Source organism: Streptomyces sp. NBC_00344, assembly GCF_036088315.1.
Classification (GTDB): domain Bacteria; phylum Actinomycetota; class Actinomycetes; order Streptomycetales; family Streptomycetaceae; genus Streptomyces.
The window spans coordinates 1,560,430-1,584,197 of the sequence record NZ_CP107996.1 but is presented as its reverse complement, the minus strand read 5'-3'; the positions used below and the strand labels follow the sequence as shown (position 1 = coordinate 1,584,197).

Annotated in this window: 19 protein-coding genes; 14 read left to right on the top strand and 5 right to left on the bottom strand. The window is 68.6% G+C overall.

The annotated features are described in order from the left end of the window. Positions 1–53: 53 nt before the first annotated feature. Positions 54–1,547: a tRNA (N6-isopentenyl adenosine(37)-C2)-methylthiotransferase MiaB gene (gene miaB, locus OHS16_RS07000; protein ID WP_328536308.1), complete on the top strand. Its 1,494-nt coding sequence runs from the start codon at positions 54–56 to the stop codon at positions 1,545–1,547. Positions 1,548–1,580: 33 nt separating this feature from the next. Further along, positions 1,581–2,297: a class III extradiol dioxygenase subunit B-like domain-containing protein gene (locus tag OHS16_RS06995; protein WP_328536307.1), complete on the top strand. Its 717-nt coding sequence runs from the start codon at positions 1,581–1,583 to the stop codon at positions 2,295–2,297. A gap of 165 nt (positions 2,298–2,462) precedes the next feature. Here the strand turns inward: OHS16_RS06995 and OHS16_RS06990 are convergent, their stop codons facing one another. Beyond that, complete coding sequence (locus OHS16_RS06990) at positions 2,463–2,714, bottom strand: antitoxin (protein WP_328536306.1); 252 nt, start codon at positions 2,712–2,714, stop codon at positions 2,463–2,465. A 29-nt stretch (positions 2,715–2,743) separates the two neighbouring features. Continuing rightward, on the bottom strand, positions 2,744–2,983 hold the full coding sequence (locus tag OHS16_RS06985; protein WP_328536305.1) for a hypothetical protein: 240 nt from the start codon (positions 2,981–2,983) through the stop codon (positions 2,744–2,746). A gap of 140 nt (positions 2,984–3,123) precedes the next feature. On the opposite strand from OHS16_RS06985, the gene miaA reads away from it, so the two are divergent. The 6 genes from miaA to hflX all read left to right on the top strand — a co-directional run bounded on the left by miaA (position 3,124) and on the right by hflX (position 11,000). Next, entirely contained in the window at positions 3,124–4,062 is a 939-nt protein-coding gene (gene miaA / locus OHS16_RS06980) for a tRNA (adenosine(37)-N6)-dimethylallyltransferase MiaA (protein ID WP_328536304.1), read from the top strand. A 106-nt stretch (positions 4,063–4,168) separates the two neighbouring features. Next, on the top strand, positions 4,169–4,606 hold the full coding sequence (locus tag OHS16_RS06975; RefSeq protein WP_328540743.1) for a hypothetical protein: 438 nt from the start codon (positions 4,169–4,171) through the stop codon (positions 4,604–4,606). A 57-nt stretch (positions 4,607–4,663) separates the two neighbouring features. After that, entirely contained in the window at positions 4,664–5,536 is an 873-nt protein-coding gene (gene dapF / locus OHS16_RS06970; protein ID WP_328536303.1) for a diaminopimelate epimerase, read from the top strand. A gap of 140 nt (positions 5,537–5,676) precedes the next feature. Further along, the gene (locus OHS16_RS06965) at positions 5,677–7,809 is read left to right on the top strand and encodes a RelA/SpoT family protein (protein ID WP_328536302.1); all 2,133 of its coding nucleotides are present in this window, start codon (positions 5,677–5,679) and stop codon (positions 7,807–7,809) included. Between the two features lie 67 nt (positions 7,810–7,876). Then, complete coding sequence (locus OHS16_RS06960; protein ID WP_328536301.1) at positions 7,877–9,325, top strand: M1 family metallopeptidase; 1,449 nt, start codon at positions 7,877–7,879, stop codon at positions 9,323–9,325. Between the two features lie 139 nt (positions 9,326–9,464). Then, positions 9,465–11,000 (top strand): GTPase HflX, encoded by a 1,536-nt coding sequence (gene hflX, locus OHS16_RS06955; RefSeq protein WP_328536300.1) that lies wholly within the window; start codon positions 9,465–9,467, stop codon positions 10,998–11,000. A gap of 76 nt (positions 11,001–11,076) precedes the next feature. Here hflX and OHS16_RS06950 read toward each other — a convergent pair whose 3' ends face one another. Both OHS16_RS06950 and OHS16_RS06945 read right to left on the bottom strand, forming a co-directional pair. Further along, the gene (locus OHS16_RS06950) at positions 11,077–12,249 is read right to left on the bottom strand and encodes a trypsin-like serine peptidase (protein ID WP_328536299.1); all 1,173 of its coding nucleotides are present in this window, start codon (positions 12,247–12,249) and stop codon (positions 11,077–11,079) included. Between the two features lie 69 nt (positions 12,250–12,318). After that, positions 12,319–13,536 (bottom strand): trypsin-like serine peptidase, encoded by a 1,218-nt coding sequence (locus OHS16_RS06945; RefSeq protein WP_328536298.1) that lies wholly within the window; start codon positions 13,534–13,536, stop codon positions 12,319–12,321. A 295-nt stretch (positions 13,537–13,831) separates the two neighbouring features. Between OHS16_RS06945 and OHS16_RS06940 the strand changes: the two genes are divergently transcribed. From OHS16_RS06940 to OHS16_RS06920, 5 genes are all read left to right on the top strand, one after another. Next, entirely contained in the window at positions 13,832–15,211 is a 1,380-nt protein-coding gene (locus OHS16_RS06940; protein ID WP_328536297.1) for a diaminobutyrate--2-oxoglutarate transaminase family protein, read from the top strand. A 28-nt stretch (positions 15,212–15,239) separates the two neighbouring features. Then, positions 15,240–17,099, top strand: a complete 1,860-nt coding sequence (locus OHS16_RS06935) for an IucA/IucC family protein (protein ID WP_328536296.1) — start codon at positions 15,240–15,242, stop codon at positions 17,097–17,099. Continuing rightward, a complete protein-coding gene (locus OHS16_RS06930; RefSeq protein WP_443042570.1) occupies positions 17,096–17,866 on the top strand; it encodes a GNAT family N-acetyltransferase in 771 nt (256 codons plus the stop codon). Before OHS16_RS06935 ends, OHS16_RS06930 begins: the two co-directional genes overlap by 4 nt. A 207-nt stretch (positions 17,867–18,073) precedes the next feature. After that, positions 18,074–19,768 (top strand): IucA/IucC family protein, encoded by a 1,695-nt coding sequence (locus tag OHS16_RS06925; protein WP_328536295.1) that lies wholly within the window; start codon positions 18,074–18,076, stop codon positions 19,766–19,768. A 140-nt stretch (positions 19,769–19,908) separates the two neighbouring features. Then, positions 19,909–21,879 (top strand): ATP-dependent DNA helicase, encoded by a 1,971-nt coding sequence (locus tag OHS16_RS06920; RefSeq protein ID WP_328536294.1) that lies wholly within the window; start codon positions 19,909–19,911, stop codon positions 21,877–21,879. A gap of 80 nt (positions 21,880–21,959) precedes the next feature. On the opposite strand, the gene lexA is transcribed toward OHS16_RS06920, so the two are convergent. Then, positions 21,960–22,751 carry a transcriptional repressor LexA gene (gene lexA / locus OHS16_RS06915; RefSeq protein WP_328536293.1) on the bottom strand — a complete coding sequence of 264 codons (792 nt, stop codon included), beginning with the start codon at positions 22,749–22,751 and terminating at the stop codon, positions 21,960–21,962. A gap of 503 nt (positions 22,752–23,254) precedes the next feature. Between lexA and nrdR the strand changes: the two genes are divergently transcribed. Beyond that, positions 23,255–23,767, top strand: a complete 513-nt coding sequence (nrdR, locus tag OHS16_RS06910) for a transcriptional regulator NrdR (RefSeq protein ID WP_328536292.1) — start codon at positions 23,255–23,257, stop codon at positions 23,765–23,767. Position 23,768: the final 1 nt, after the last annotated feature.

Genomic DNA, 23,768 nt, shown 5'->3' with positions numbered 1-23,768 from the left:
TTCATTCCCCCCGAGGGCCAGGGGGTCCCGGTGCCCGTACCCTGGGATGCGATATGAGCGCCAAGACTTACGAAGTGAAGACGTACGGCTGCCAGATGAATGTGCACGACAGCGAGCGGCTGTCGGGCCTTCTGGAGGGTGCCGGGTACGTCCGCGCACCCGAGGGTGCCGACGGGGATGCCGATGTGGTCGTCTTCAACACCTGCGCGGTGCGGGAGAACGCCGACAACAAGCTGTACGGCAACCTCGGCAGGCTCGCGCCGATGAAGACCAAACGGCCCGGGATGCAGATCGCGGTCGGTGGCTGCCTGGCTCAGAAGGACCGTGACACCATCGTCCAGCGGGCGCCCTGGGTGGATGTGGTCTTCGGGACCCACAACATCGGCAAGCTCCCGGTGCTTCTGGAGCGGGCCCGCGTCCAGGAAGAGGCGCAGGTCGAGATCGCGGAGTCCCTCGAGGCGTTCCCCTCGACCCTGCCGACGCGGCGCGAGAGCGCGTACGCCGCGTGGGTGTCGATCTCCGTCGGGTGCAACAACACCTGCACCTTCTGCATCGTCCCCGCGCTGCGTGGCAAGGAGAAGGACCGCCGTCCCGGCGACATTCTCGCCGAGATCGAGGCACTGGTCGCCGAGGGCGTTTCCGAGGTCACTCTGCTCGGCCAGAACGTCAACGCCTACGGCTCGGACATCGGCGACCGCGAAGCGTTCTCCAAGCTGCTGCGGGCCTGTGGGTCGATCGAGGGCCTGGAGCGGGTCCGCTTCACATCGCCGCATCCACGGGACTTCACCGACGACGTGATACTGGCGATGGCCGAGACCCCGAATGTGATGCCGCAACTGCACATGCCGATGCAGTCGGGCTCGGACACGATCCTCAAGGCCATGCGGCGTTCGTACCGGCAGGAGCGTTTCCTCGGGATCATCGAGAAGGTGCGTGCCGCGATTCCGCACGCCGCCATCTCCACCGACATCATCGTGGGCTTCCCCGGCGAGACCGAGGAGGATTTCCAGCAGACGATGCACGCGGTCCGCGAGGCGCGTTTCGCGCAGGCCTTCACCTTCCAGTACTCCAAGCGGCCGGGCACTCCTGCCGCGACCATGGAGGGCCAGGTCCCCAAGGAGGTCGTGCAGGAGCGCTACATGCGCCTCTCGGCCCTCCAGGAGGAGATTTCCTGGGCGGAGAACAAGACCCAGGTCGGCCGCACCGTGGAGGTCATGGTCGCGGAGGGCGAGGGCCGCAAGGACGGTGCCACGCACCGACTCTCCGGGCGGGCGCCCGACAGCCGCCTCGTCCACTTCACCAAACCGGAGGCCGCGGTGCGGCCCGGAGACGTGGTGACCGTCGACATCACCTACGCCGCCCCGCACCACCTGCTCGCGGAGGGCCCGACCACTGCCGTACGGCGCACCCGCGCCGGAGACGCCTGGGAGAAGCGCAACGCAGCCCCGGCGGCCGGTCCCGCCGGTGTGATGCTCGGGCTGCCGACGATCGGCGCCCCGGCGCCGCAGCCCGCCGCGGCCGGGGGGAGTGGCTGCGACCAGCGGTGACGGGGCGCGACGGGCGGGGCTAGGCTGCGGATCATGCTCGTAGCCGCCGCCGTCTGCCCCTGCCCGCCGCTGCTCGTGCCCGAGGTCGCCGCCGGCGCGGCACCCGAGCTCGATGCCGCCAGGGACGCCTGCCTCGATGCTCTGGGAGTGCTGGCCGCTGCCAGGCCCGACCGTCTGATCGTTGTCGGCCCGGCCGACGCCGCGGGCCGGGGCCCGCATCCGCACGGAGCCGTCGGCTCCTTCCGCGGATTCGGGGTCGATCTCCAGGTGCGTCTGGGTGCGGCGGCCGCCGGCTCCTCACCGGACCGGGAGCTGCCGGCCGCACTGGCCGTGGGCGCCTGGCTGCTCGACCGCGCGGACTGGGCGGACTCACCGGTCGAGGCGCTCGGCGTCGGCGAACCCCTGGAACCGGAGCGCTGCCTGCAGGTTGGCCGGGACCTCGCTGTCCGCGGCGAGCGGGTCGCCCTGCTGGTGATGGGCGACGGGAGCGCCTGCCGCACCCTCAAGGCACCCGGTTACCTGGACGAACGTGCTGCCGCGTTCGACGCCACCGCCGCCCGAGCGCTGGCATCGGCGGACTTCGCCGCGCTCCGGGCGCTGGACCCCCGGCTTGCCTCCGAGCTGAAGGCCGTGGGCCGTGCGCCCTGGCAGATCCTTGCCGGAGCGGCCGATGGCGCCGCGCTGAGCGGCCGGCTGTTGTACGAGGACGCTCCCTACGGCGTCGGTTACTTCGTCGCCGTCTGGTCCTGACGGCGCTCCCGAGGTCCTGGGAGTACCGGCCGAGAGGTCCTGGCAGGACGGGTCCGGTGGCCACACACCTCCTGGTCCGCACAGCACATCCCCGCGGCGGCGTCCACGGGCACACGGACGGGCACCCATGAGGCGTGCTGCTCCATGGGCGCCCGGTGTCCGCGGTCAGGCGGCAGGCGGTGTGGTGTCGCCGTCCCCGCCGCCGTCGTCCTTGTGCGAGAGCCGGTCCAGGGCGTCCTTGGCCTTGCCGGTGCCCGACTCGATCCTGTCGCTGTATTTGCCGTTGGTTCTGGAGTCGACCGTGCGAGCGGCCTTGTCCAGCCCCTGCCCGATCTTCTCCCCGTGCTGCAGCGCCAGGTCGGAGACCTTGTCCTTGGCAGGCGCGAGTCTGGCTTTCAGGTTGTCCATGAGTCCCATGACGGACCTGCTTCCCTGTGGAGGGCGGTCTACTGACGCGCGCCCTCACCGGCTTCGTTGTCGACGGCCGCTGCGGCCGACTGCTGTCGCGGGATGTCCATGCCGTCGGCGTCCCCGTCCTCGGCGGCCTGAGCCGTCTCCGGCCCGGCTGCGCCGTCCGCAGCCGAGTCCGCCGTCTCCACGGTGGCCTCTGTCTCCGCAGTGGCCTCCGTCTCCGCGGCCGCGGCCGCAGCCTTGGACTTGCGGCGAAATACTGCAAAAACACCCATATTCACTCCATAACATACTCGTGCGAGCGATGAAATTCCGTGACGTCCGACCGGAACCTCGGAACAGAAAACGAACGCGGGACGGCGCGCGTCACGTAACTCGTTCGGGGACGGGCCCTGGGGTTTGCGAGACTGGGGCTGTGAGAAGTGCAGCTCCCGCAGCGCGGGTCATCGCCGTCGTCGGGCCCACCGCGGCGGGAAAGTCGGATCTGGGTGTCGCCATCGCCCGGCATTTCGGTGGCGAGGTCGTCAACGCCGACTCCATGCAGCTCTACCGAGGGATGGATATCGGCACCGCCAAATTGACCATCGACGAGCGCGGTGGTGTCCCGCACCACCTCCTCGACATCTGGGACATCACCCAGGCGGCCAGCGTCGCCGAGTACCAGAGGCTCGCACGGGCCGAGATCGACCGGCTGCTCGCCCTGGGCCGTACACCGGTGCTGGTCGGAGGGTCGGGGCTGTACGTGCGCGGAGCCATTGACGCGCTCGAATTCCCCGGCACCGACCCGGAAGTGAGGGCTCGGCTCGAGGGCGAACTGGTGCGTCTCGGCCCCGCAGCACTGCACCAGAGGCTTGCCGGCGCGGACCCGGAAGCCGCTGTGGCCATCCTGCCCAGCAACGGCCGCCGCATCGTCCGGGCCCTCGAGGTGATCGAGATCACCGGCAAGCCCTTCACCGCCAATCTCCCCGGGCCCGATCCGGTCTACGACACGGTGCAGATCGGTGTCGACGTGGCCCGCCCCGAGCTGGACGACCGCATCGCCGGCCGAGTCGACCGGATGTGGCAGGCCGGACTGGTCGAGGAGGTGCGCACGCTGCAGGCCCAGGGGCTGCGTGAGGGGCGCACCGCTTCGCGCGCTCTCGGGTATCAGCAGGTCCTCGGCGCGCTGGCCGGCGAATGCACCGACGAGGAGGCGCGCGCCGAGACCGTACGTGCCACCAAGCGCTTCGCCCGCCGTCAGGACTCGTGGTTCCGGCGTGATCCACGGGTGCACTGGCTGAGCGGGGCCGCTGTCGACCGGGCGGAACTTCCGCAGCGGGCGCTGGCGTTGGTCGAACGAGCGGTCACAGCCTGATCACGTGATGGCATCGGGACGCTCCGCCCGTCATTTGCGGGCCTGCGAGCGTGCCATCATCGAGCTTCGATCGACAGTGGAGTCCGAGTTGGGAGGGCGCGTGGCGATGGAGGCCGGCCCTCGTGACACAGAACAGGGAACCCCGGGAGAAGCGGCTCGGCTGAGCCCCGACGGGCCCGATGCGCAGGACACTCCCGAGGTGGCTCCCGAGGTCGAGGTCGAGTTGCGGCCGCAGCGCCGGCTGCGGATCTGGCAGCTTGCCCCGATCGTGGTGCTGGCCGCTGTCGGATCCCTGATGTTCGCGTTCCCGCTCGCCTTCGAGTTCGGCGACGGCGGACCCGTGGTCGCCATGCTGGGGCTGCTGATCAGCTGTTGCGCCGCCGGCTGGGGGATGATGGCCGCCCGCCGGGTGGGGTACACCTGGCCGGGCCTGCCGGCCAGAGGATCCGGGGAACGCCCGGACTGGCGGGTGCTCGGGCTCTACGCGGTGGCCTGCTGTGTGATCGTGGCGCTCGCTGTCGGTCGCGTGGCCCGGCTGCGCTGATCGCCCCCACCGCCCGCTGCCGCCCTGCTCGCCGCCGCGACCTCGTACGATGGCGGTGTGAGTACTTCGCAGACCGCCTTCCTCAAGGGCCACGGGACCGAGAACGACTTCGTGATCATTCCCGACCTGGACAACCTCATCGGGCTGTCCGCATCGGCCGTTGCCGTCCTGTGCGACCGCAGGGCCGGTATCGGTGGCGACGGGCTGCTCCATGTCGTGCGCTCAGCGGCGCACCCGGAGGCGCGCGAGATGGCCGCGGAGGCCGAGTGGTTCATGGACTACCGCAACGGCGACGGCTCGGTGGCCGAGATGTGCGGCAACGGTGTGCGCGTCTTCGCCCACTACCTCCAGCAGGCCGGTCTGGTCGCCGGCGGAGATCTGGCGGTGGCCACCCGCGGAGGGGTGAAGAAGGTCCACCTGGCCAAGAACGGAGACATCACGGTCTCGATGGGCCGTGCCGCAGTCCCCGAAGAGGGAGTGACCGTCACGGTCGAGGGGCGCAGCTGGCCCGCGCGCAATGTGAACATGGGCAATCCGCACGCCGTCGCCTTTGTCGACGATCTGGCGCATGCCGGAACACTGCACTCCACACCGCCCTTCACCCCGGCATCCGTCTACCCGGACGGCGTCAATATCGAGTTCGTGGTGGAGCGCGGCGAGCGCCATGTGGCGATGCGCGTCCATGAGCGCGGCTCGGGCGAGACGCGCTCATGCGGAACGGGCGCCTGCGCCGTGGCGGTGGCAGCGGCTCGCAGGGACGGCGTGGATCCCGCGGTCACGGGTGTCCCTGCCACCTACACGGTGGACCTCCCCGGCGGCCGACTGGTGATCACTGAGAGGCCCGACGGCGAGATCGAGATGACCGGTCCCGCGGTCATCGTCGCCGAGGGCACGCTGAACTCCTCCTTTCAGGAAACGGTCCTCACTTAGACTTCGCTCGAATGGGTGATCCGTTTCACTCTGAGCGGGAGCGGGGCGGCACCGCATGGTGGGCTCGGTAGCATCAAGCACCGGCCCGGAGTGCTCACCCGCAGCCAGCCCATCGCCGGTCGACACTGCCGGAGGTGCCCATGAGTGCAGAGGCCGCCAGTCCCGAGGGTGTGTCTCCCGGGCCCCGCCCGGTGGACAACCCGGGCCGCCGGCGAGGCCGCGCGCGCATCGACCTCCGCAGAATCGGCCGGGCCGCGCTGTTCGGGCCGCCTTCGCGAAGTGGGCTCCCCGACGCCATCGGCCATGTCGCGGAGGCACACCGGGCCCATCATCCCGATGCCGACCTCACCGTGCTGCGCAGGGCGTATGTGCTCGCGGAGTCCTCGCACCGCGGTCAGATGCGCAAGAGCGGCGAGCCGTACATCACGCATCCACTGGCCGTGACCCTGATCCTCGCCGAACTCGGCGCCGAGACCACCACTTTGACCGCGTCGCTGCTGCACGACACGGTCGAGGACACCGAGGTGACGCTCGATCAGGTACGGCGGGAATTCGGTGACGAGGTCTGTTACCTCGTCGATGGCGTGACCAAGCTGGAGAAGGTCGACTACGGCGCTGCCGCCGAGCCCGAGACCTTCCGGAAGATGCTGGTCGCCACCGGGGACGACGTCCGGGTCATGTCGATCAAACTGGCCGACCGGCTGCACAACATGCGGACCCTCGGTGTGATGCGCCCCGAGAAGCAGGCGCGCATCGCCAAGGTCACCCGGGACGTTCTGATCCCGCTGGCGGAGCGGCTGGGTGTGCAGGCGCTCAAGACCGAGCTGGAAGATCTGGTCTTCGCGATCCTGCACCCCGACGAGTACGAACGCACCCGGGCCCTCATCGCCGCCGAGGCGTCGGGTGGTGACCCGCTCGCGGCCATCGGTGACGGCTTCAGAAAGGTGCTGCGAGAGGCAGGCATCCAGGCCGAAGTCCTCATCCGGCCAAGGCACTTCGTCTCCGTGCACCGGGTCGGCATCAAACGCGGAGAGCTGCGGCCCACCGATTTCGGACGGCTGCTGGTCCTCGTCGGCGAGGACGCCGACTGCTACGCGGTCCTCGGTGAGCTGCACACCTGTTTCACCCCGGTGATCTCCGAGTTCAAGGATTTCATCGCTGCCCCCAAGTTCAACCTCTACCAGTCGCTGCACACGGCCGTGGCCGGGCCCGACGGCGCGGTGTCCGAAGTTCTCATCCGTACGCACCGGATGCACAAGGTCGCCGAGGCGGGTGTCATCGCGCTCGGCAATCCCTACGCATCGGCAGAAGGGGCGCAGCCCGCCGAGGCCGCCGCCGACACCGCGGTCGGCGAACGTGTCGATCCCACCCGCCCCGGCTGGCTCTCCCGGCTCCTCGCCTGGCAGGAGTCCGCTCCCGACCCCGACACCTTCTGGAGCACCTTGCGCGCGGACCTGGCGCAGGACCGGGAGATCACCGTGTTCCGCGCGGACGGCGGCACCCTGGGACTTCCGGCCGGGGCCAGCTGCGTGGACGCGGCGTACGCACAGCACGGCGACGAGGCACACCGATGTATCGGCGCCCGGGTCAACGGCCGCCTGGTCACGCTCAGTACGGCCCTCAGCGACGGCGACATCGTGCAATTACTTCTCGCTCAGGATGCCGCGTCCGGGCCGTCACCCGACTGGCTCGACCATGCGCTGACGCCCACCGCGAGGATCGCTATCTCCGGCTGGCTTGCCGAGCACCCGGAGGATCCGGTGGCACAGGAGGCGGCCCCCCGGCCGAGCTCAGCCGCGACAGGCGCCGCCGCACGAAGGGCTGCCGCGGGTGTCGTGGCGGGCCTGCCGGACGCCACGGTGCGGCTGGCCGGTTGCTGCACACCGGTGCCGCCCGACGCCATCACCGGCTTCGCGGTACGCGGCGGCGCCGTCACCGTGCATCGCGAAGGATGTGCGGCCGTGGTCCGGATGCGGGGTTCGGGACGGGCGCCCGTCCAGGTGAACTGGGGCGAGACCGGTGACTGCAGGGTCACACTGGTCGCCGAGGCATTCGGCAGGCCCCAGCTCTTCGCCGACCTCACCGAGGTCATCGCCACCGCGGGTGCGGCGGTGGTGTCCGCCACGGTCGAACCCCCGAGCGAACAACGGGTCAGACACACGTACACCCTGCAGATCGCCGATGCCGCAGAACTTCCCGCGCTGATGCGGACCATGCGCGATGTGCCGGGCGTGTACGACGTGAGTCGCGCCCAGCAACCGGCCACCGCCTGACCACCCGTTCGGGTGGCATGGCGCGCCCATCCCCGGGGCGCAGGAGATGTACTGGTAGCCGTTGCGCATGCTGTTCATCTCCCGGTGCTTCCGGGCCGCCATGGCGGCGGCCGCGTCGGCGGCTCTGACCGCCGCTGCGCTGCCCGCGCCGGTACCGCTCGGTATCGGCGATCCGCTTTTCCCGCACCTCGGCAACCCCGGGTACGACGTTCTCGCGTACGACATCGCCCTCACCTATCGCGGCAGCAACAGCACACCGCTCCCCGCGGTCACCACCATCGACGCGGTGGCGACGGAGCCGCTTCAGCGCATCAATCTCGACTTCACCCGGGGCACCGTGCACTCCGTCGATGTGAACGGCGCGCGCGCACATTTCGCCACCACGGACGAGGACCTGGTGGTCAGACCGGCCCGCCCGGTGAACAGGGGCAGCCGTCTGCGGATCACCGTGCGGCACACCAGCGATCCCCGTGGCGCGGCGGACGGTGGCTGGGTGCGCACCACCGACGGTCTTGTCATGGCCAACCAGGCGGACGCCGCCCACCGGGTCTTCCCCTGCAACGATCACCCCGCGGACAAGGCCTGGTTCACCTTCAGAGTGACTGCCCCACGGCGGCTGACGGTGGTGGCCAACGGTCTGCCGGTCGTCCGTAGGGTGCACGCGGGCAGAACCACGTGGATCTACCGGACGCTCGCCCCCATGGCCACCGAACTGGCCCAGGTGTCGATCGGACGCTCCGCCGTGACCCACCGTGCGGGCCCGCACGGGCTGCGTGTGCGGGACGTCGTACCGGCGAACGACCGCCGCAGACTGGAACCCTGGCTGAAGAAGACACCGGAACAGCTCGCCTGGCTGGAGTCGCGGATCGGGCGCTATCCGTTCGAGCGGTACGGAGTCCTCATCGCGGACACGGGCACCGGTTTCGAACTGGAAACCCAGACGCTGTCGCTCTTCGAGCGCCGGCTGTTCACCGACCCTCGCTTCCCGGAGTGGTATGTCGACTCGGTCATGGTGCATGAACTCGCTCACCAGTGGTTCGGCGACAGTGTCTCGCCGCGGCGCTGGTCCGACCTCTGGCTCAACGAGGGACACGCCAGCTGGTACGAGGCGCTGTACTCCGACACGCACGACGGGAGGTCACTGGAGCGGCGGATGCGGGACGCCTACCGGCACTCCGACGGCTGGCGCGCCCACGACGGCCCCCCGGCCGCGCCCAGGCGGCCCGAGCCGGGCGACAAGATCAGCATCTTCCGGCCGATCGTCTATGACGGCAGCGCACTGGTGCTGTATGCGCTGCGCCGGGAGATCGGCGCCGCTGCCTTCCACAGACTGGAGCACAGCTGGGTGAGTGCATACCGGTACAGGTCAGCGACGAGCGCCGACTTCTCCGCCCTCGCCTCACGGATCGCCGGACGCGATCTGTCCGCCTTCTTCCGCGGCTGGCTGTACGGGAAGCGGACCCCTCCGATGCCGGGTCACCCGCGCTGGCGCAGCACCCCGCCGAAAGCCGGGTGACGTGGCGACCGCACCGTGCCACTATCAACGGGTCGCAGCCGCTGCCGGGCTCCGTGGATGACCGCTCGGGAATGATCGGGGGCCGTCACGCGTTGTGACACTCGAACGGAACTAACCATCGGCTCGACGTAAGGATCCAATGACCTCCTCTTCTTCCCCTTCCCAGGACGCGCTCGAGCAGGACGTCCGCGAGCCGGACGCCATCGAACCGGACACCCAGAGCTTCAACGAGAGCCTTCGGGCCGATGCCCTGATGGAAGAGGACGTCGCCTGGAGCCACAAGATCGACGGCGAGCGCGACGGCGATCAGTACGACCGCTCGGAGCGTGCCGCCCTGCGACGCGTGGCCGGCCTCTCCACCGAGCTCGAGGACGTCACCGAGGTCGAGTACCGGCAGCTGCGGCTGGAACGTGTGGTGCTCGTAGGTGTCTGGACATCGGGGACCGCTCAGGACGCGGAAAACTCGCTCGCCGAGCTGGCGGCCCTTGCCGAGACGGCGGGGGCACTCGTGCTCGACGGCGTGGTACAGCGCCGCGACAAGCCCGACCCGGCCACATATATCGGCTCGGGCAAGGCGCACGAGTTGCGGGACATCGTCCTCGAGTCCGGCGCGGACACCGTGGTGTGCGACGGTGAGCTCAGCCCCGGCCAGCTGATCCATCTGGAGGACGTCGTCAAGGTCAAGGTGGTGGACCGTACCGCCCTGATTCTCGACATCTTCGCCCAGCACGCCAAGTCCCGTGAGGGCAAGGCGCAGGTCGCACTCGCACAGATGCAGTACATGCTGCCGCGCCTGCGCGGCTGGGGTCAGTCGCTCTCCCGTCAGATGGGTGGCGGTGGCTCCGGATCCGCGGGCGGTGGAATGGCCACCCGTGGTCCCGGTGAGACCAAGATCGAGACGGACCGGCGCCGGATCCGCGAGAAGATGGCGAAGATGCGCCGGGAGATCGCGGAGATGAAGACCGGCCGCGACATCAAGCGGCAGGAGCGCAAGCGCCACAAGGTGCCCTCGGTAGCCATCGCCGGATACACCAATGCCGGCAAGTCCTCGCTGCTCAACCGGCTCACCGGTGCGGGTGTGCTGGTGGAGAACTCCCTGTTCGCCACCCTGGACCCGACCGTACGCAGGGCGGAAACCCCGAGCGGCAGGCTCTACACCCTCGCCGACACCGTGGGGTTCGTCCGGCATCTGCCGCACCACCTCGTGGAGGCGTTCCGGTCCACCATGGAGGAAGTCGGGGAGTCCGACCTCATCCTCCATGTGGTGGACGGCTCGCACCCGGCGCCGGAGGAGCAGCTCGCTGCGGTGCGTGAGGTGATCCGGGAGGTCGGCGCGACCGATGTGCCGGAGATCGTGGTGATCAACAAGGCCGATGCGGCCGATCCCCTGGTGCTGCAGCGGCTGTTGCGCATCGAGCGGAACGCTATCGCGGTCTCGGCCCGTTCGGGCCGTGGCATCCCGCAGCTGCTCGCCATGATCGATGCGGAACTGCCGCGGCCCCAGGTGGAGGTCGAGGTCCTGGTGCCGTACACGCACGGTCAGTTGGTGGCACGAGCGCATGCCGACGGCGAGGTGATCTCCGAGGAGCACACCCCGGAGGGCACCCTGCTCAAGGCCCGGGTGCACGAGGAGCTCGCGGCTGATCTTGAGCCGTATGTTCCGGTGACTCGCTGACAGACCCGCGGCATTCCGAAGGCCGGCCCCCTCGCCATGAGGGGACCGGCCTTCGGCGTGCGGCCGCTGCCGTCTGTCAGCGACCGGCGAACCTGTCGCTCATCGCCGTGTAAAGCTGCTGGGCGCCCTGACCGAGCCGGGGTCCCGCGAGCCAGCCCGAAGTGGCGGGACCGATCGAGGTGTTGGAGACCAGCTCCGACTTTCCGTCCTTGCCCGCGATGAACCAGCCGCCTCCGGAGGAGCCACCGGTCATCGTGCAGCCGATGCGCCACATCGGCGGCGTGCCGGGGCTCATCGACAGCCGGCCCGGGCGGTCGACACACTTGTTCATCAACTGACCGTTGAACGGGGGCGCTGCGGGGTAGCCCCAGGCGCCCATCGCGCTGATGTCCTTGGCGTCGGGAGCGTTGAAGTCGACCGTCAGCGCATTGCCGACCGTCTCCTCGAGGGACTTCCCCCCGCTCTGCGGCTTCACATGCAACAGGGCGTAGTCGTAGGGGGAGGCGTCACCTCCGGTGTGCCCGCCGCCCGCGATCCACGCGTTGGAGGTCATGGCCCAGTCGGCCCAGTACGAACCGTAGGGTGCGACCTCCTGCGGCTGGGCATTGCTCAGCTGTACGGGGGTCTTGCCCTGGTCGTTGTACGACGGGACGAAGGTGATGTTCCGGTACCAGCCGCCCTTGGCCCCCGCGTGGACGCAGTGGCCCGCGGTCCACACCAGATTGGACCTTCCCGGGGCCTTCGGGTCCTTGACGACCGTGCCCGAGCAGACCATGGAACCCTCGGGAGAGTCGAAGAAGACCTTGCCGACGGGTGCTGCGTACTCGTGGTAAGGGTGCTTCTCCTCCTGGGCCTGTACGGGCGCGGGCTCCGGGTCGGTGACGTTCTGGTCGCCCGTCGCGTCACCGTAGGCCATCGTCCGTTGCGGATCCTTGGCCTTCTGCATCCGGTCGGGCTTCCACAGCCCCTTGATCACCGGGTTGACGAAGTCCTTGGCCTCACGCAGCCACTTGTCCTTGTCCCAGTTCTTCCACTCGCCGTCCTTCCACTTGTCCGGGTCGACGCCGTGCTTCCTGAGTGTGTCGGCCAGGCCGCCGGCGTCACCGGCCGTGCCGGCCGGGGCGGAAGCCGCCGGCTTGTCCGCCGTCTGGCCGGCTGCCTGGTCCTTGTCGCCGTTACAAGCGGTCGCCGTCAGCGCGAGGGCTGCGGCAATACCGGTGGCGGTCAGTATCGGGCGAATGGATCGCATGGAGCTGTTCCCCCTGAGAACGCGTGATCGCTGCTGCGGACGGAGTTCGTGCCATCTGCCGGGCCGTCCCTACCGGCCCGCGTACTTCTTGCTGACGGAGTCGTAGACACCCTTGGCTTCCTTGCCGAGGCGCGGACCTGCCAGCCAGCCTGCCGTCACCGGGCCGATCGAAGTGTTGGACACCAGCGCGGGCTTTCCGTCCGCACCGTTGGAGATCCACCCGCCGCCGGACGAACCGCCCGTCATGGTGCAGCCGATGCGGTACATCGTCGGGTCGTTCGCGGTGACCGAAAGCCGGCCGGGACGGTCCGCACACTGGAAGAGCTTCTGACCGTCGAACGGGGGGGCCGCCGGGTAACCGGTTGCCGTGATGCCTGGGATCTTCGGCACGGCCGGGGCGTTGAAATTCACCGGCAGGGCGCCGCCGACCGTCTCTTCCAGGGACCTGGTGCTGCCCTTCTCCGGTGTCACGTGCAGCACGGCGAAGTCGTACGGAGCACCCTGGCCTCCGGTGGGCCCGCCGCCGGCGATCCACTGCTCGGAGGTCTGCGCCCAGTCCGCCCAGTAGACGCCGTACGGAGCGACCTCCTCCTTCTTGGCGTTCCGCAACTGAGCGACGGACTTGCCGCTGTTGTTGTACGAGGGGACGAAGGCGATGTTGCGGTACCAGCCGCCCTTCTTCCCCGCGTGTACGCAATGGCCCGCCGTCCACACCATGTTGGACTTGCCGGGATGCGCCGGGTCCTCGACGACGGTTGCCGAGCAGACCATCGAACCTTCCGGGCTGTCGAAGAAGAGCTTTCCCGCCTCGGGGAGAGTGTTGTGGTACGGAGCCTTCACGCCCTGGGCGGTCACCGGCGCCGGGGTCGGGTCGGTGACTCCCTTGTCGCCCGAGATGTCGTTGTCAACGGGCTTCTGCGGGGTCTTGTCCGCGTCCCGCATCCGGTCCGGGTCCCAGAACCCGGCGATGATCGGGTTGATGAAGTCCTTGGCCTCACGCAGCCATGTGTCCCTGTCCCAGTTCTTCCACTCGCCGTTCTTCCACTTGTCCAGATCGACGCCGTGCTGCTTCAACCTGTCCTTGACGTCGTCCGGGATGGTGATCTTCCCATCGGGTACCGAGGAAGTGCTGCTGCTCGGCTTGCCGTTGGCGTCGTCATCGCCGGGGCCACAGGCGGTCGCGGTGAGTGTGAGTACGGCCGTGAGGCCAACTGCGGCTATGGAAGGGCGCGTTCGCCGAGCACGCCTCCCGCGGTGTGCTGTGAAGGCTGGATGCAGCGGTCGCATGTAGTGATCCCCCTGGGACTTCGGAACAACGGACGTTCGGCACTGCGGAACCAGTGACCCGGTCGTGAAGTGCGGGCCCCACTATGCCGGTGCCGATGGGGACGGCATGCGGCAGGGCCGTGGTTCCGCCGCCGCAAAGGATCTTCCGGTGTGCCCGTGATCCCACGGCGTCGGCGTCGTTGTGACATACGGGGGGCTTCTGGGCTGTGTTCAGCCTCGGCGGCGAGGACGCACAACAGAAACGTGACGGCCGGGCCGTGACGAACAAAATGTGACTGCGGGAGGAACAAGAGCAGTGGCTGTGACCGAATCCGCACCGGCGGCGCCGACGACCGTGCACGAGGGCATCCTGCGTCGGCAGTCGATGCGTGAATCGGCTGCCCGTACCTACGCACGGTCACTGCCGATCGTCCCGGTCCGGGCCCGTGGCCTGACGATCGAGGGCGCGGACGGGCGGCGCTATCTCGACTGCCTCTCCGGCGCTGGAACGCTCGCCCTCGGACACAACCACCCCGTGGTGCTCGAAGCGATCAAGAAAGTCATCGACTCCGGCGCCCCGTTGCACGTCCTGGATCTTGCCACCCCGGTGAAGGACGCGTTCACCACCGAACTGTTCGCGACGCTGCCCCCTCGCTTCGCCGACCAGGCGCGGGTCCAGTTCTGCGGACCCGCTGGTACGGACGCGGTCGAGGCAGCCCTCAAACTCGTCAGGACCGCCACCGGACGCAGCGGGATCCTCGCCTTCACCGGTGCCTATCACGGCATGACTGCCGGTGCACTCGCCGTCTCCGGTGGCGCCCCCGACGTCAGGGTGACCCGGCTTCCGTATCCGCAGGAGTACCGCAGTCCGTTCGGCGTCGGAGGAGAGCGGGGGGTGGATCTTGCCGCCCGGTGGACCGAGAACCTGCTCGATGACCCCAAGGGCGGAGTGGTCCCGCCGGCCGGGATGATTCTTGAACCGGTACAGGGCGAGGGCGGGGTGATCCCGGGCCCCGACAGCTGGATGCGGAGAATGCGGGAGATCACCGCCGACCGCTCGATCCCGCTCATCGCCGACGAAGTGCAGACCGGCGTCGGCCGCACCGGGGCCTTCTGGGCGGTCGAGCACAGCGGGATCGTCCCCGATGTGATGGTGCTGTCCAAAGCGATCGGCGGCTCCCTCCCGCTGGCCGTCATCGTCTACCGGTCGGAACTGGACGCCTGGGAGCCGGGTGCTCACGCGGGCACCTTCCGCGGCAACCAGCTCGCCATGGCGGCGGGCGCCGCCACCCTCGCGTTCGTCCGCGAGAACCGGCTCGCCGAGCGTGCGGCCGTTCTGGGTGCCCGCATCATCGGAAGACTCCAGGGCCTGGCCGCAGAGCATCCCTCCATCGGCGACGTGCGCGGCAGGGGCTTGATGATCGGTGTGGAGCTCGTCGACCCCGAAGCGGCGGCTCCCGACGCTGCCGGCCCTTCGCCGGCCGACCCCGCCCTTGCGTCTGCCGTCCAGCGTGAGTGCCTGGCCCGCGGACTCATCGTCGAAATCGGCGGCCGCCACTCCAGTGTTGTCCGTCTGCTGCCCCCGCTCACTCTCACCGATGAACAGACGGAGGCCGTTCTCGACCGGCTGGCCGATGCCCTGGTCGCCGCGGAACGCTTCCGCAACCGCCGTCACGAGACCCCCTCCTCGCACTGACCCGGCCCCCCTTACAAGGAAGCACTCCGTGAACTCCACCCCCGCACCCGACGCGCCCGAGGCCGAAGGCCGTCCCACCGCTCACGGCCCGCTCACGGTCGACGTGGGGGCCGTGCCGCGCCAGAACAGGGGGGACCGTACTCCGGAGCAGCCCCTCCCGCCGGACCTGCTGGACGACCCCGATGCGACCGCCGCAGCCGAGACCGCTGCCGTGGAGAACCTGTTGCGGTGCTGGACAAGGGAGAACGACCTCGCCAGGCCGGCCGGCCAGGTGCTGCGTATCCCTCTGGACGCCAGCGGTACCGCTTTGCTGGCACCCGTCCACTACTGGTCACCCACCGGCTGGCACCGCTTCGGCAGGCCGACGCTCGAAGGAGGATCAGTGAGCGCGCCACCGGCGGACGCAGTCACCGTCGCGGCGCTGCTCGGCCGTGAGGCGGGTCAGCGGGAGAACGCCGACCTGGTCGGCAGAGTCGCCGACTCGGTGCGCCGCACCGCCGTCTTCATCAGAGAACGCCGCGTGGACCCGAAGCCGGCCGAGGAGGCTGACCTCTTCCTGACCGCTGAGCAGTCACTCCTTCTCGGTCATCCCCTGCACCCCACGCCGAAGAGCCGTGAAGGCCTCTCCGACGCCGAGAGCCGAATGTATTCGCCGGAATTGCGCGGCTCCTTCCCCCTGCGCTGGTGCGCCGTTGACCGGTCCGTGCTGGCACAGGATTCCGCCTGGACCGAGCGCGGTCGTGCGCTGCCCGCCGACCGGCTCATGGCACGCCTCGCCGGCAACCCCGCGCATCCCGAGGGCACTGCACTGCTGCCACTGCACCCCTGGCAGGCCAACGACCTGATGCATCGCTCCACGGTGGCCTCTCTTCTTGATGCGGGCCTTCTGCACGATCTCGGCCTTCACGGTGAGCCCTGGCATCCCACCTCCTCCGTCCGCACGGTGCACCGCCCGGGCACCGAAGCGATGCTCAAGCTCTCGCTGGGCGTGCGCATCACCAATTCCTGCCGGGAGAACCTGCGTAAGGAACTCCACCGGGGGGTGGAGGTCCACCGTCTGCTGAGGGCGGGGCTGAGCGAGCAATGGCAGGCGGCCCATCCCGGCTTCGACATCGTTCGTGATCCGGCGTGGCTGGCGGTGGACACCCCGGACGGCGAGCCGGTTCCCGGCTTCGATGTCGTCGTGCGTCACAACCCCTTCGGATGGGGGGAAGACGCTGTGTGTATCGCGGCTCTGACCTCAGCCCGTCCCCGGCCGGGCGGGGACGGCATGCGGTCGCGGCTTGCCGACATCGTGACCGCCCTCTCGGCTCGCACCGGACGGCCTCATGGCGCCGTTGCCGCCGAGTGGTTCCTGCGCTATCTCGATCACGTGGTGCGCCCCGTTCTCTGGCTCGACGGCACCGCAGGCATCGCGCTCGAAGCCCATCAACAGAACACCCTCGTGATCCTCGATCCCGATGGCTGGCCGGTCGGCGGTCGCTATCGCGACAATCAGGGCTACTACTTCCGGGAGTCCTACCGCGACCAGTTGGAAAGGCGCCTCCCGGGCATCGGTGCGACCAGCGACACCTTCGTCACGGACGCCGTGACCGATGAGCGCTTCGCCTACTACCTCGCCATCAACAACGTCCTCGGGCTTATTGGCGCCTTCGGCTCCCAGCACCTTGCCGACGAACAGCTTCTGATCGCTGCCTTCCGACAGTTCCTCATGAAGGCGACCGACCTCGGCTCACCGCTGCCCACTCAGCTTCTGGAAGCACCCTCGCTCCGCGCCAAAGCCAATCTGCTCACCAGACTGCACGGCCTGGATGAGCTTGTCGGTCCCGTCGACACCCAGTCTGTCTATGTCACCCTCACCAACCCCCTTTACCGCATGGGGACATGAGCCGATCCATACCCGAGAAGAGGAACGTCGTCGTGCCCTCTATAGATGCCAGCCGCGACACCGGGGCCACGCCTGCCGACCCGCCGGGCCCAGGAGGCGAAGACACACTCGATCTGCGGCTGCCCGAAGAACTGCTGTCCTTGTTGCGTCCGGATAGTCCGATCGCCGAGTTCGGAAGCAACCCCGGCAGCGGTGGGGACCTGCTCGGCGCCCCCGGCACCTGGGAGCCCGCCACCACTCCCGAGGGCGAATTCTGCCTCGTCACCGTGGAGATCGAGCGCGACCTCACTTTGATCAGCCGGTGGATGAACGACCCGGCGGTGGCCGCCTTCTGGGAACTACAGGGCCGGGAGTCGGTCACCGCCGAACATCTGCGCACCCAACTCGACGGCGACGGGCGCAGCGTCCCCTGTCTGGGGGTACTCAACGGTGTGCCGGTGAGTTACTGGGAGATCTATCGCGCGGACCTCGACCCGCTCGCCCGTCACTACCCGGCGCGGCCCCATGACACCGGGCTCCATCTACTCATCGGGGGCGTCGGCGATCGCGGGCGAGGTATCGGCACCATGCTTCTTCGTGCCGTTTCCGACCTCGTGCTGGAGAACCGGCCCCAGTGCGCGCGGGTCATCGCCGAACCGGACCTGCGCAACACCCCCTCCGTGTCTGCTTTCCTCAGCGCAGGCTTCCGCTTCTCCGCTGAAATCGACCTTCCGGAGAAGCGCTCCGCCCTCATGGTCCGCGACAGGGCACTTCGCCATCTGCTGTAAGTGATCACCCGTAGGTCTCCTTGCGACTGTCCGTGAACGACCATCTGCCTTTGATACACCGCTCGTCCCGCATCGGTTCCACCCCGAGGAGTCACTTTGCCGAAACCGCCCGTCACTCCCGACTCCGAATCCGGACCAGCGCTTCTTTCGCCTCCTGAGCTGAATCCTGAGGTCTGGGACCGAGCAGCACGGCGTCTCCTTGCCAAGATGGTCGGCGAGTTCGCGTACGAGGAAATCGTCGAACCCGTTGCCCAGGCCGGCGGCGGCTACCTGCTCACTCTCGACGACGATCTGCCGCTCACCTTCCGGGCCCGGCGCGGCGCGTACGACCACTGGCACGTGGACGAGGACACCATCGAGCTCGAAGGGCAGCCATTCAGCGACCCGCTCCGCTTCCTTGTCCGCGCCCGGCGACTGCTCGCACTCGACGGCGCCACCCTCGGCCACCTGGTCAGAGAACTCACCACCACCCTCGCGGCAGACGCCCGCATCGACCACACGGCGCTTTCCGCCGCCGACCTCGCCGACCTCGACTATGCGCGGCTCGAGGGCCACCAGACCGGGCATCCCTGGTTGGTACTCAACAAGGGACGCATCGGCTTCTCCGCAGGTGACGCCGCCCGCTGGACGCCCGAGTCCCGCAACCCCGCGCGCCTTCCGTGGATCGCGGTGAGCAACAGGCTGGCCAGCTACCGTGGAGTGACCGGACTCGGCACGCCCGACAGGCTCTACCGGCGTGAGCTCGAGGCCTCCACCCGAGAGTCGTTCGCCGCCATCCTGACCGCCCGCGGTCTGGATCCGAGCAGCTACCTGTATCTGCCCGTGCACCCGTGGCAGTGGGACGAAGTGATCCTGCCCCTCTTCGCCCCGGCCATCGCGCACAGCGAGATCGTGCCCTTGCACGCCGACGACGATCCGCGGCTGCCCCAGCAGTCGATCCGTACCTTCCTCAACCGGGACCGGCCCGACAGGCACACCGTCAAGCTGCCGCTGTCGATCCTCAACACACTCGTCTGGCGCGGTCTGCCGACCGAGCGCACCCTGGCCGCGCCCGCGGTCACCACCTGGGTCCAGGAGCTGCGTGACAACGACGAGTTCCTCCGCGACGAATGCGGGGTCATTCTCCTCGGTGAGGTCGCGTCGGTCTCGGTCGAGCATCCCCTCTACGACCACCTCCCCGAGGTCCCCTATCAGTACCGGGAACTTCTCGGCGCGATCTGGCGCGAGCCGCTGGACGGCAGGCTCGCCCCTGGTGAGGGGGCGCGCACTCTGGCCTCGCTCCTGCACACCGACCTGCGAGGGCGCTCTTTCACCGCGGAACTGGTCAGCCGTTCCGGGATGGACCCCACCGCATGGCTGCGCCGGCTGTTCGCGGCCCTGCTGCCCCCGCTGCTGCGCTTCCTCTATCGCTACGGCACGGTTTTCTCGCCGCACGGGGAGAACGCCATCGTCGTCTTCGACGACCACGACGTGCCCGTACGGCTCGCGATCAAGGACTTCGTCGACGACGTCAATGTCAGTGCGGGGTTCCTGCCTGAGCACGAATCCATGCCGGACGAGGTACGAGAGGTCCTGCTGACCGAGGAACCCGCCTTTCTCACCCAGTTCATCCATTCCGGTCTCTTCGTTGGCGTCTTCCGCTTCCTGGCGCCGCTCTGCGAAGATCAGCTGGGGGTTCCTGAGGCCGATTTCTGGTTACTTGTCCGTAATGAGATCCTGCGCCATCACGCCCGCTTCCCTGAGCTCAAGGAGCGCTACGAGATGTTCGACCTGCTCACACCCCGGATCGAACGGCTCTGTCTGAACCGTAACCGCCTCCACCTCGACGGCTACCGGGACCGCCCGAACCGTCCGCACGCCGCGGTGCACGGCTCTGTGGGCAACCCTCTGCACCAGGTGTGATCCCGGTTGAACGGACTCCGGCAGCCGGACGGAACAGCCGGCGGGCAGCTCAGCAGGGAGCCGGTCGGCCGGAGAGTCACGGCCACCGGAACCCAGCTACGCGAATCGATGTCAGTGGTCCGCCGTAGGGTGGTCTCGCTATGACGAAGCCCTCCCTCCCCGAGCTCCTGCACGCTGCTGTCACCGCCGTGGGCGGTACGGAGCGGTCCGGCCAGGTCACCATGGCCAACGCTGTCGCCGATGCGGTGGACGACAACGCGCATCTGCTGGTCCAGGCCGGCACCGGCACCGGCAAGTCCCTCGGCTATCTCGTGCCCGCCCTGGCGCATGGCGAGCGTGTTGTCGTCGCCACCGCGACCCTCGCGCTTCAGCGTCAGCTGGTGGAGCGCGACCTCCCGCGTACGGTCGAGGCCCTGAGGCCGCTGCTGCGCAGGCGGCCGCAGTTCGCGATGCTCAAGGGGCGGTCCAACTACCTCTGTCTCCACCGCCTCCACGAGGGCGTGCCGCAGGAGGAGGAAGACGGGCTTTTCGATCAGTTCGAAGCCGCTGCGCCCACCAGCAGACTCGGCCAGGACCTGCTGCGCATGCGGGACTGGGCCGATGAGACGGAGACGGGCGACCGCGACGACCTCACCCCCGGTGTCTCCGACCGGGCCTGGGGGCAGATCTCTGTCTCCTCCCGTGAATGCCTGGGGGCGAGCAAGTGCGCGTACGGCGCCGAGTGCTTCGCGGAAGCTGCTCGTGAGCGGGCCAAACTCGCGGATGTGGTTGTCACCAATCACGCCCTTCTCGCGATCGACGCGATCGAAGGCGCGCCGGTGTTGCCTCAGCACGAGGTGCTGATCGTGGACGAGGCGCATGAGCTGGTCTCCCGGGTCACCGGGGTGGCCACGGGCGAGCTCACCCCCGGTCAGGTGACCCGGGCCGTGCGCCGTGCCGCGAAGCTCGTCAACGAAAAGGCGGCGGACGCCCTGCAGACCGCTGCCGAGACGTTCGAGCGGGTGATGGAGCTTGCCCTGCCGGGCCGCCTCGAAAAGATCCCGGAGGATCTCGGGTATGCCCTGATGGCCCTGCGCGACGCGTCCCGCACGGTGATCTCGGCGCTTGGCTCCACTCGCGACAAATCCGTTCAGGATGAGGACGTCGTGCGCAAGCAGGCCCTGGCGTCCGTGGAGTCCATCCATGATGTCGCCGAGCGGATCACGCTGGATTCCGAGTACGACGTCATCTGGTACGAACGCCATGACCGCTTCGGTGCGTCGCTGCGAGTGGCCCCGCTTTCCGTGTCAGGGCTGCTCCGCGAGAAGCTCTTCGCAGACCGCTCGGTGGTTCTCACCTCGGCCACCTTGAAGATCGGCGGCGATTTCAACGGGGTGGGAGCCTCCCTCGGGCTCGCACCCGAAGGGACCGAAGGAGAGGACCTTCCGCCGTGGAAGGGGCTCGATGTCGGCTCGCCCTTCGACTACGCCAAGCAAGGCATTCTGTATGTCGCCAAGCATCTCGCCCCACCCGGTCGTGAGGGCTCCCGTGACGACATGCTGGATGAGCTCGCCGAGCTGGTCGAAGCGTCCGGCGGGCGCACCCTGGGGCTGTTCTCGTCCATGCGGGCGGCCCAGGCCGCTGCCGAGGAACTGCGTGGCAGGCTCGACAAGCCGGTCCTCCTCCAGGGCGAGGAGACCCTTGGTGAGCTGATCAAGAACTTCGCGGCGGACCCGGAGACCTGTCTCTTCGGCACGCTCTCGCTGTGGCAGGGGGTTGATGTCCCGGGGCCGAGCTGTCAGCTGGTGGTGATGGACCGTATCCCGTTCCCCCGCCCCGATGACCCGCTGATGAGCGCACGGCAGAAGGCGGTCGAGGAGCACGGAGGCAACGGGTTCATGGCCGTCGCTGCCACCCATGCTGCTCTGCTGATGGCTCAGGGGGCCGGTCGGCTGGTGCGTGCGATGGGTGACCGGGGAGTCGTCGCGGTGCTCGACCCCAGGCTTGCCACAGCTCGCTACGGCAGTTATCTGCGTTCGTCGATGCCGGACTTCTGGTTCACCACGGACCGCAATCAGGTACGGCGTTCACTCGCGGCTATCGACGGTGCGGCGAAGGCGGACGGGAAGTAGCGTTGTGCCGTTTTGGCGCAACAGGGCCCCGGAACCGGCGCAGTAGGTTCCGGGGCCCGGCTCATGGGCCGACGGAGTGGTCACACCCGTCGAAGCACGGCCACCACCTTGCCGAGGATGGTCGCTTCGTCGCCCGGAATCGGCTGGTACGCGGAGTTGTGGGGGAGCAGCCACACATGCCCGTCCTCGCGCTTGAAGCGCTTGACGGTGGCTTCGCCCTCCAGCATGGCTGCCACGATGTCGCCGTTCTCCGCGACGGGCTGACGGCGGACGGTGACCCAGTCGCCATCACAGATGGCGGCCTCGATCATCGAGTCGCCGACCACCTTGAGGACGAAGAGCTCACCGTCTCCCACCAACTGGCGGGGGAGGGGGAAGACATCCTCGACGGACTCCTCGGCCAGGATGGGGCCACCCGCAGCGATCCGGCCGACGAGCGGCACGTAGGAAGCGGCCGGCTTGCCCGTGGTGTCGGTGGTCTGCGTGCTCGGCTGGTCGGAGCCTCGGACCTCGTACGCCCGCGGACGGTGCGGGTCCCGGCGAAGGAACCCCTTGCGCTCCAGCGCCATCAGCTGATGGGCGACGGACGACGTGCTCGACAGCCCCACCGCCTGACCGATCTCCCGCATCGACGGCGGGTATCCGCGACGCTGCACGGAGTCCCTGATCACCTCGATGACCCGTCGCTGTCGATCCGTCAGTCCAGAACTGTCCGCCCGGATTCCAGGAGGTCGGCCGGGCAGCGAGCGAGCAGGTCGGGAGGGCACCGAGCCCTCGGGATCCGTGGTGTCGTTCATCGCATGCACCGGCTCGAGTCGGTTCTGGGAGCGGTCCTGGGCAGTGATGATGGCATCGTCTGCGGTCGTGGTCACGTCGGCCCCTCTCGAGAAGTTCTCTCCCTGGTTGGACAACGGTAGTGGCTTTCGAAAGGTTGCGCCAAACACACGTTCGAGTGAAAAACTGCAAAATGCTTCACCTGAGCGCATGGTCGGGTGTAGGAGCGGAGCTCGGACGTGTATGGCAATTCGGTCGATTACGGTACCGGGCTTCATTGCCGCGTCGCGTCCCGGGTGTGGCCGGTGCGGAGAGTCGCGGGTGTTTTTCACTCTGTCACTGCGGGGCCCGGAATTCCGGTGGCGACGCGCCTGCCGTACGCTCGGCCCGGTCCGCCGGGGGTGGCGACGGCGCGACACGCGCTCCGGTGAAAATGGAGCCAAACCCCAGATCTAGTGGTTGGATTGCATCAACCACCCAGAAGTAGTGGTCCCTGGTCCTTCAAGGCCTCGGCCATCGCCTATGCTTGGGACTGCTTCGAGGGGCCCTTTCCGGGCCTTGCCGAGGCTATTCAGTCGTGCTGCGAAGGAGGCTCGGAAACATGCACTGCCCCTTCTGCAGGCACCCTGACAGCCGTGTGGTCGACAGCCGCACCACCGACGACGGCACGTCGATCCGCCGGCGCCGTCAGTGCCCCGACTGCTCCCGTCGATTCACGACGGTGGAGACCGCCGCGCTGATGGTGATCAAGCGGAGTGGGGTCACCGAACCATTCAGCCGTACGAAGGTCATCTCCGGTGTGCGTAAGGCATGCCAGGGGCGGCCGGTCACCGAGGACGCCCTCGCCAAGCTCGGCCAACGGGTCGAGGAGGCGCTGCGTGCCACCGGGAGTGCCGAGCTGACCACCCACGACGTGGGGCTGGCCATGCTCGGCCCGCTGCAGGAGCTCGACCTCGTCGCGTACCTGCGTTTCGCGTCCGTCTACCGGGCTTTCGACTCGCTCGAGGATTTCGAGGCAGCCATCGCGGAGCTCCGCGAGGGGCAGCCGCCCGCGGCGGAATGTGAGTGCGGAGGGGCCCCTGCGGTCCCCGTGCCCACCGCTGCTACCGACTGAT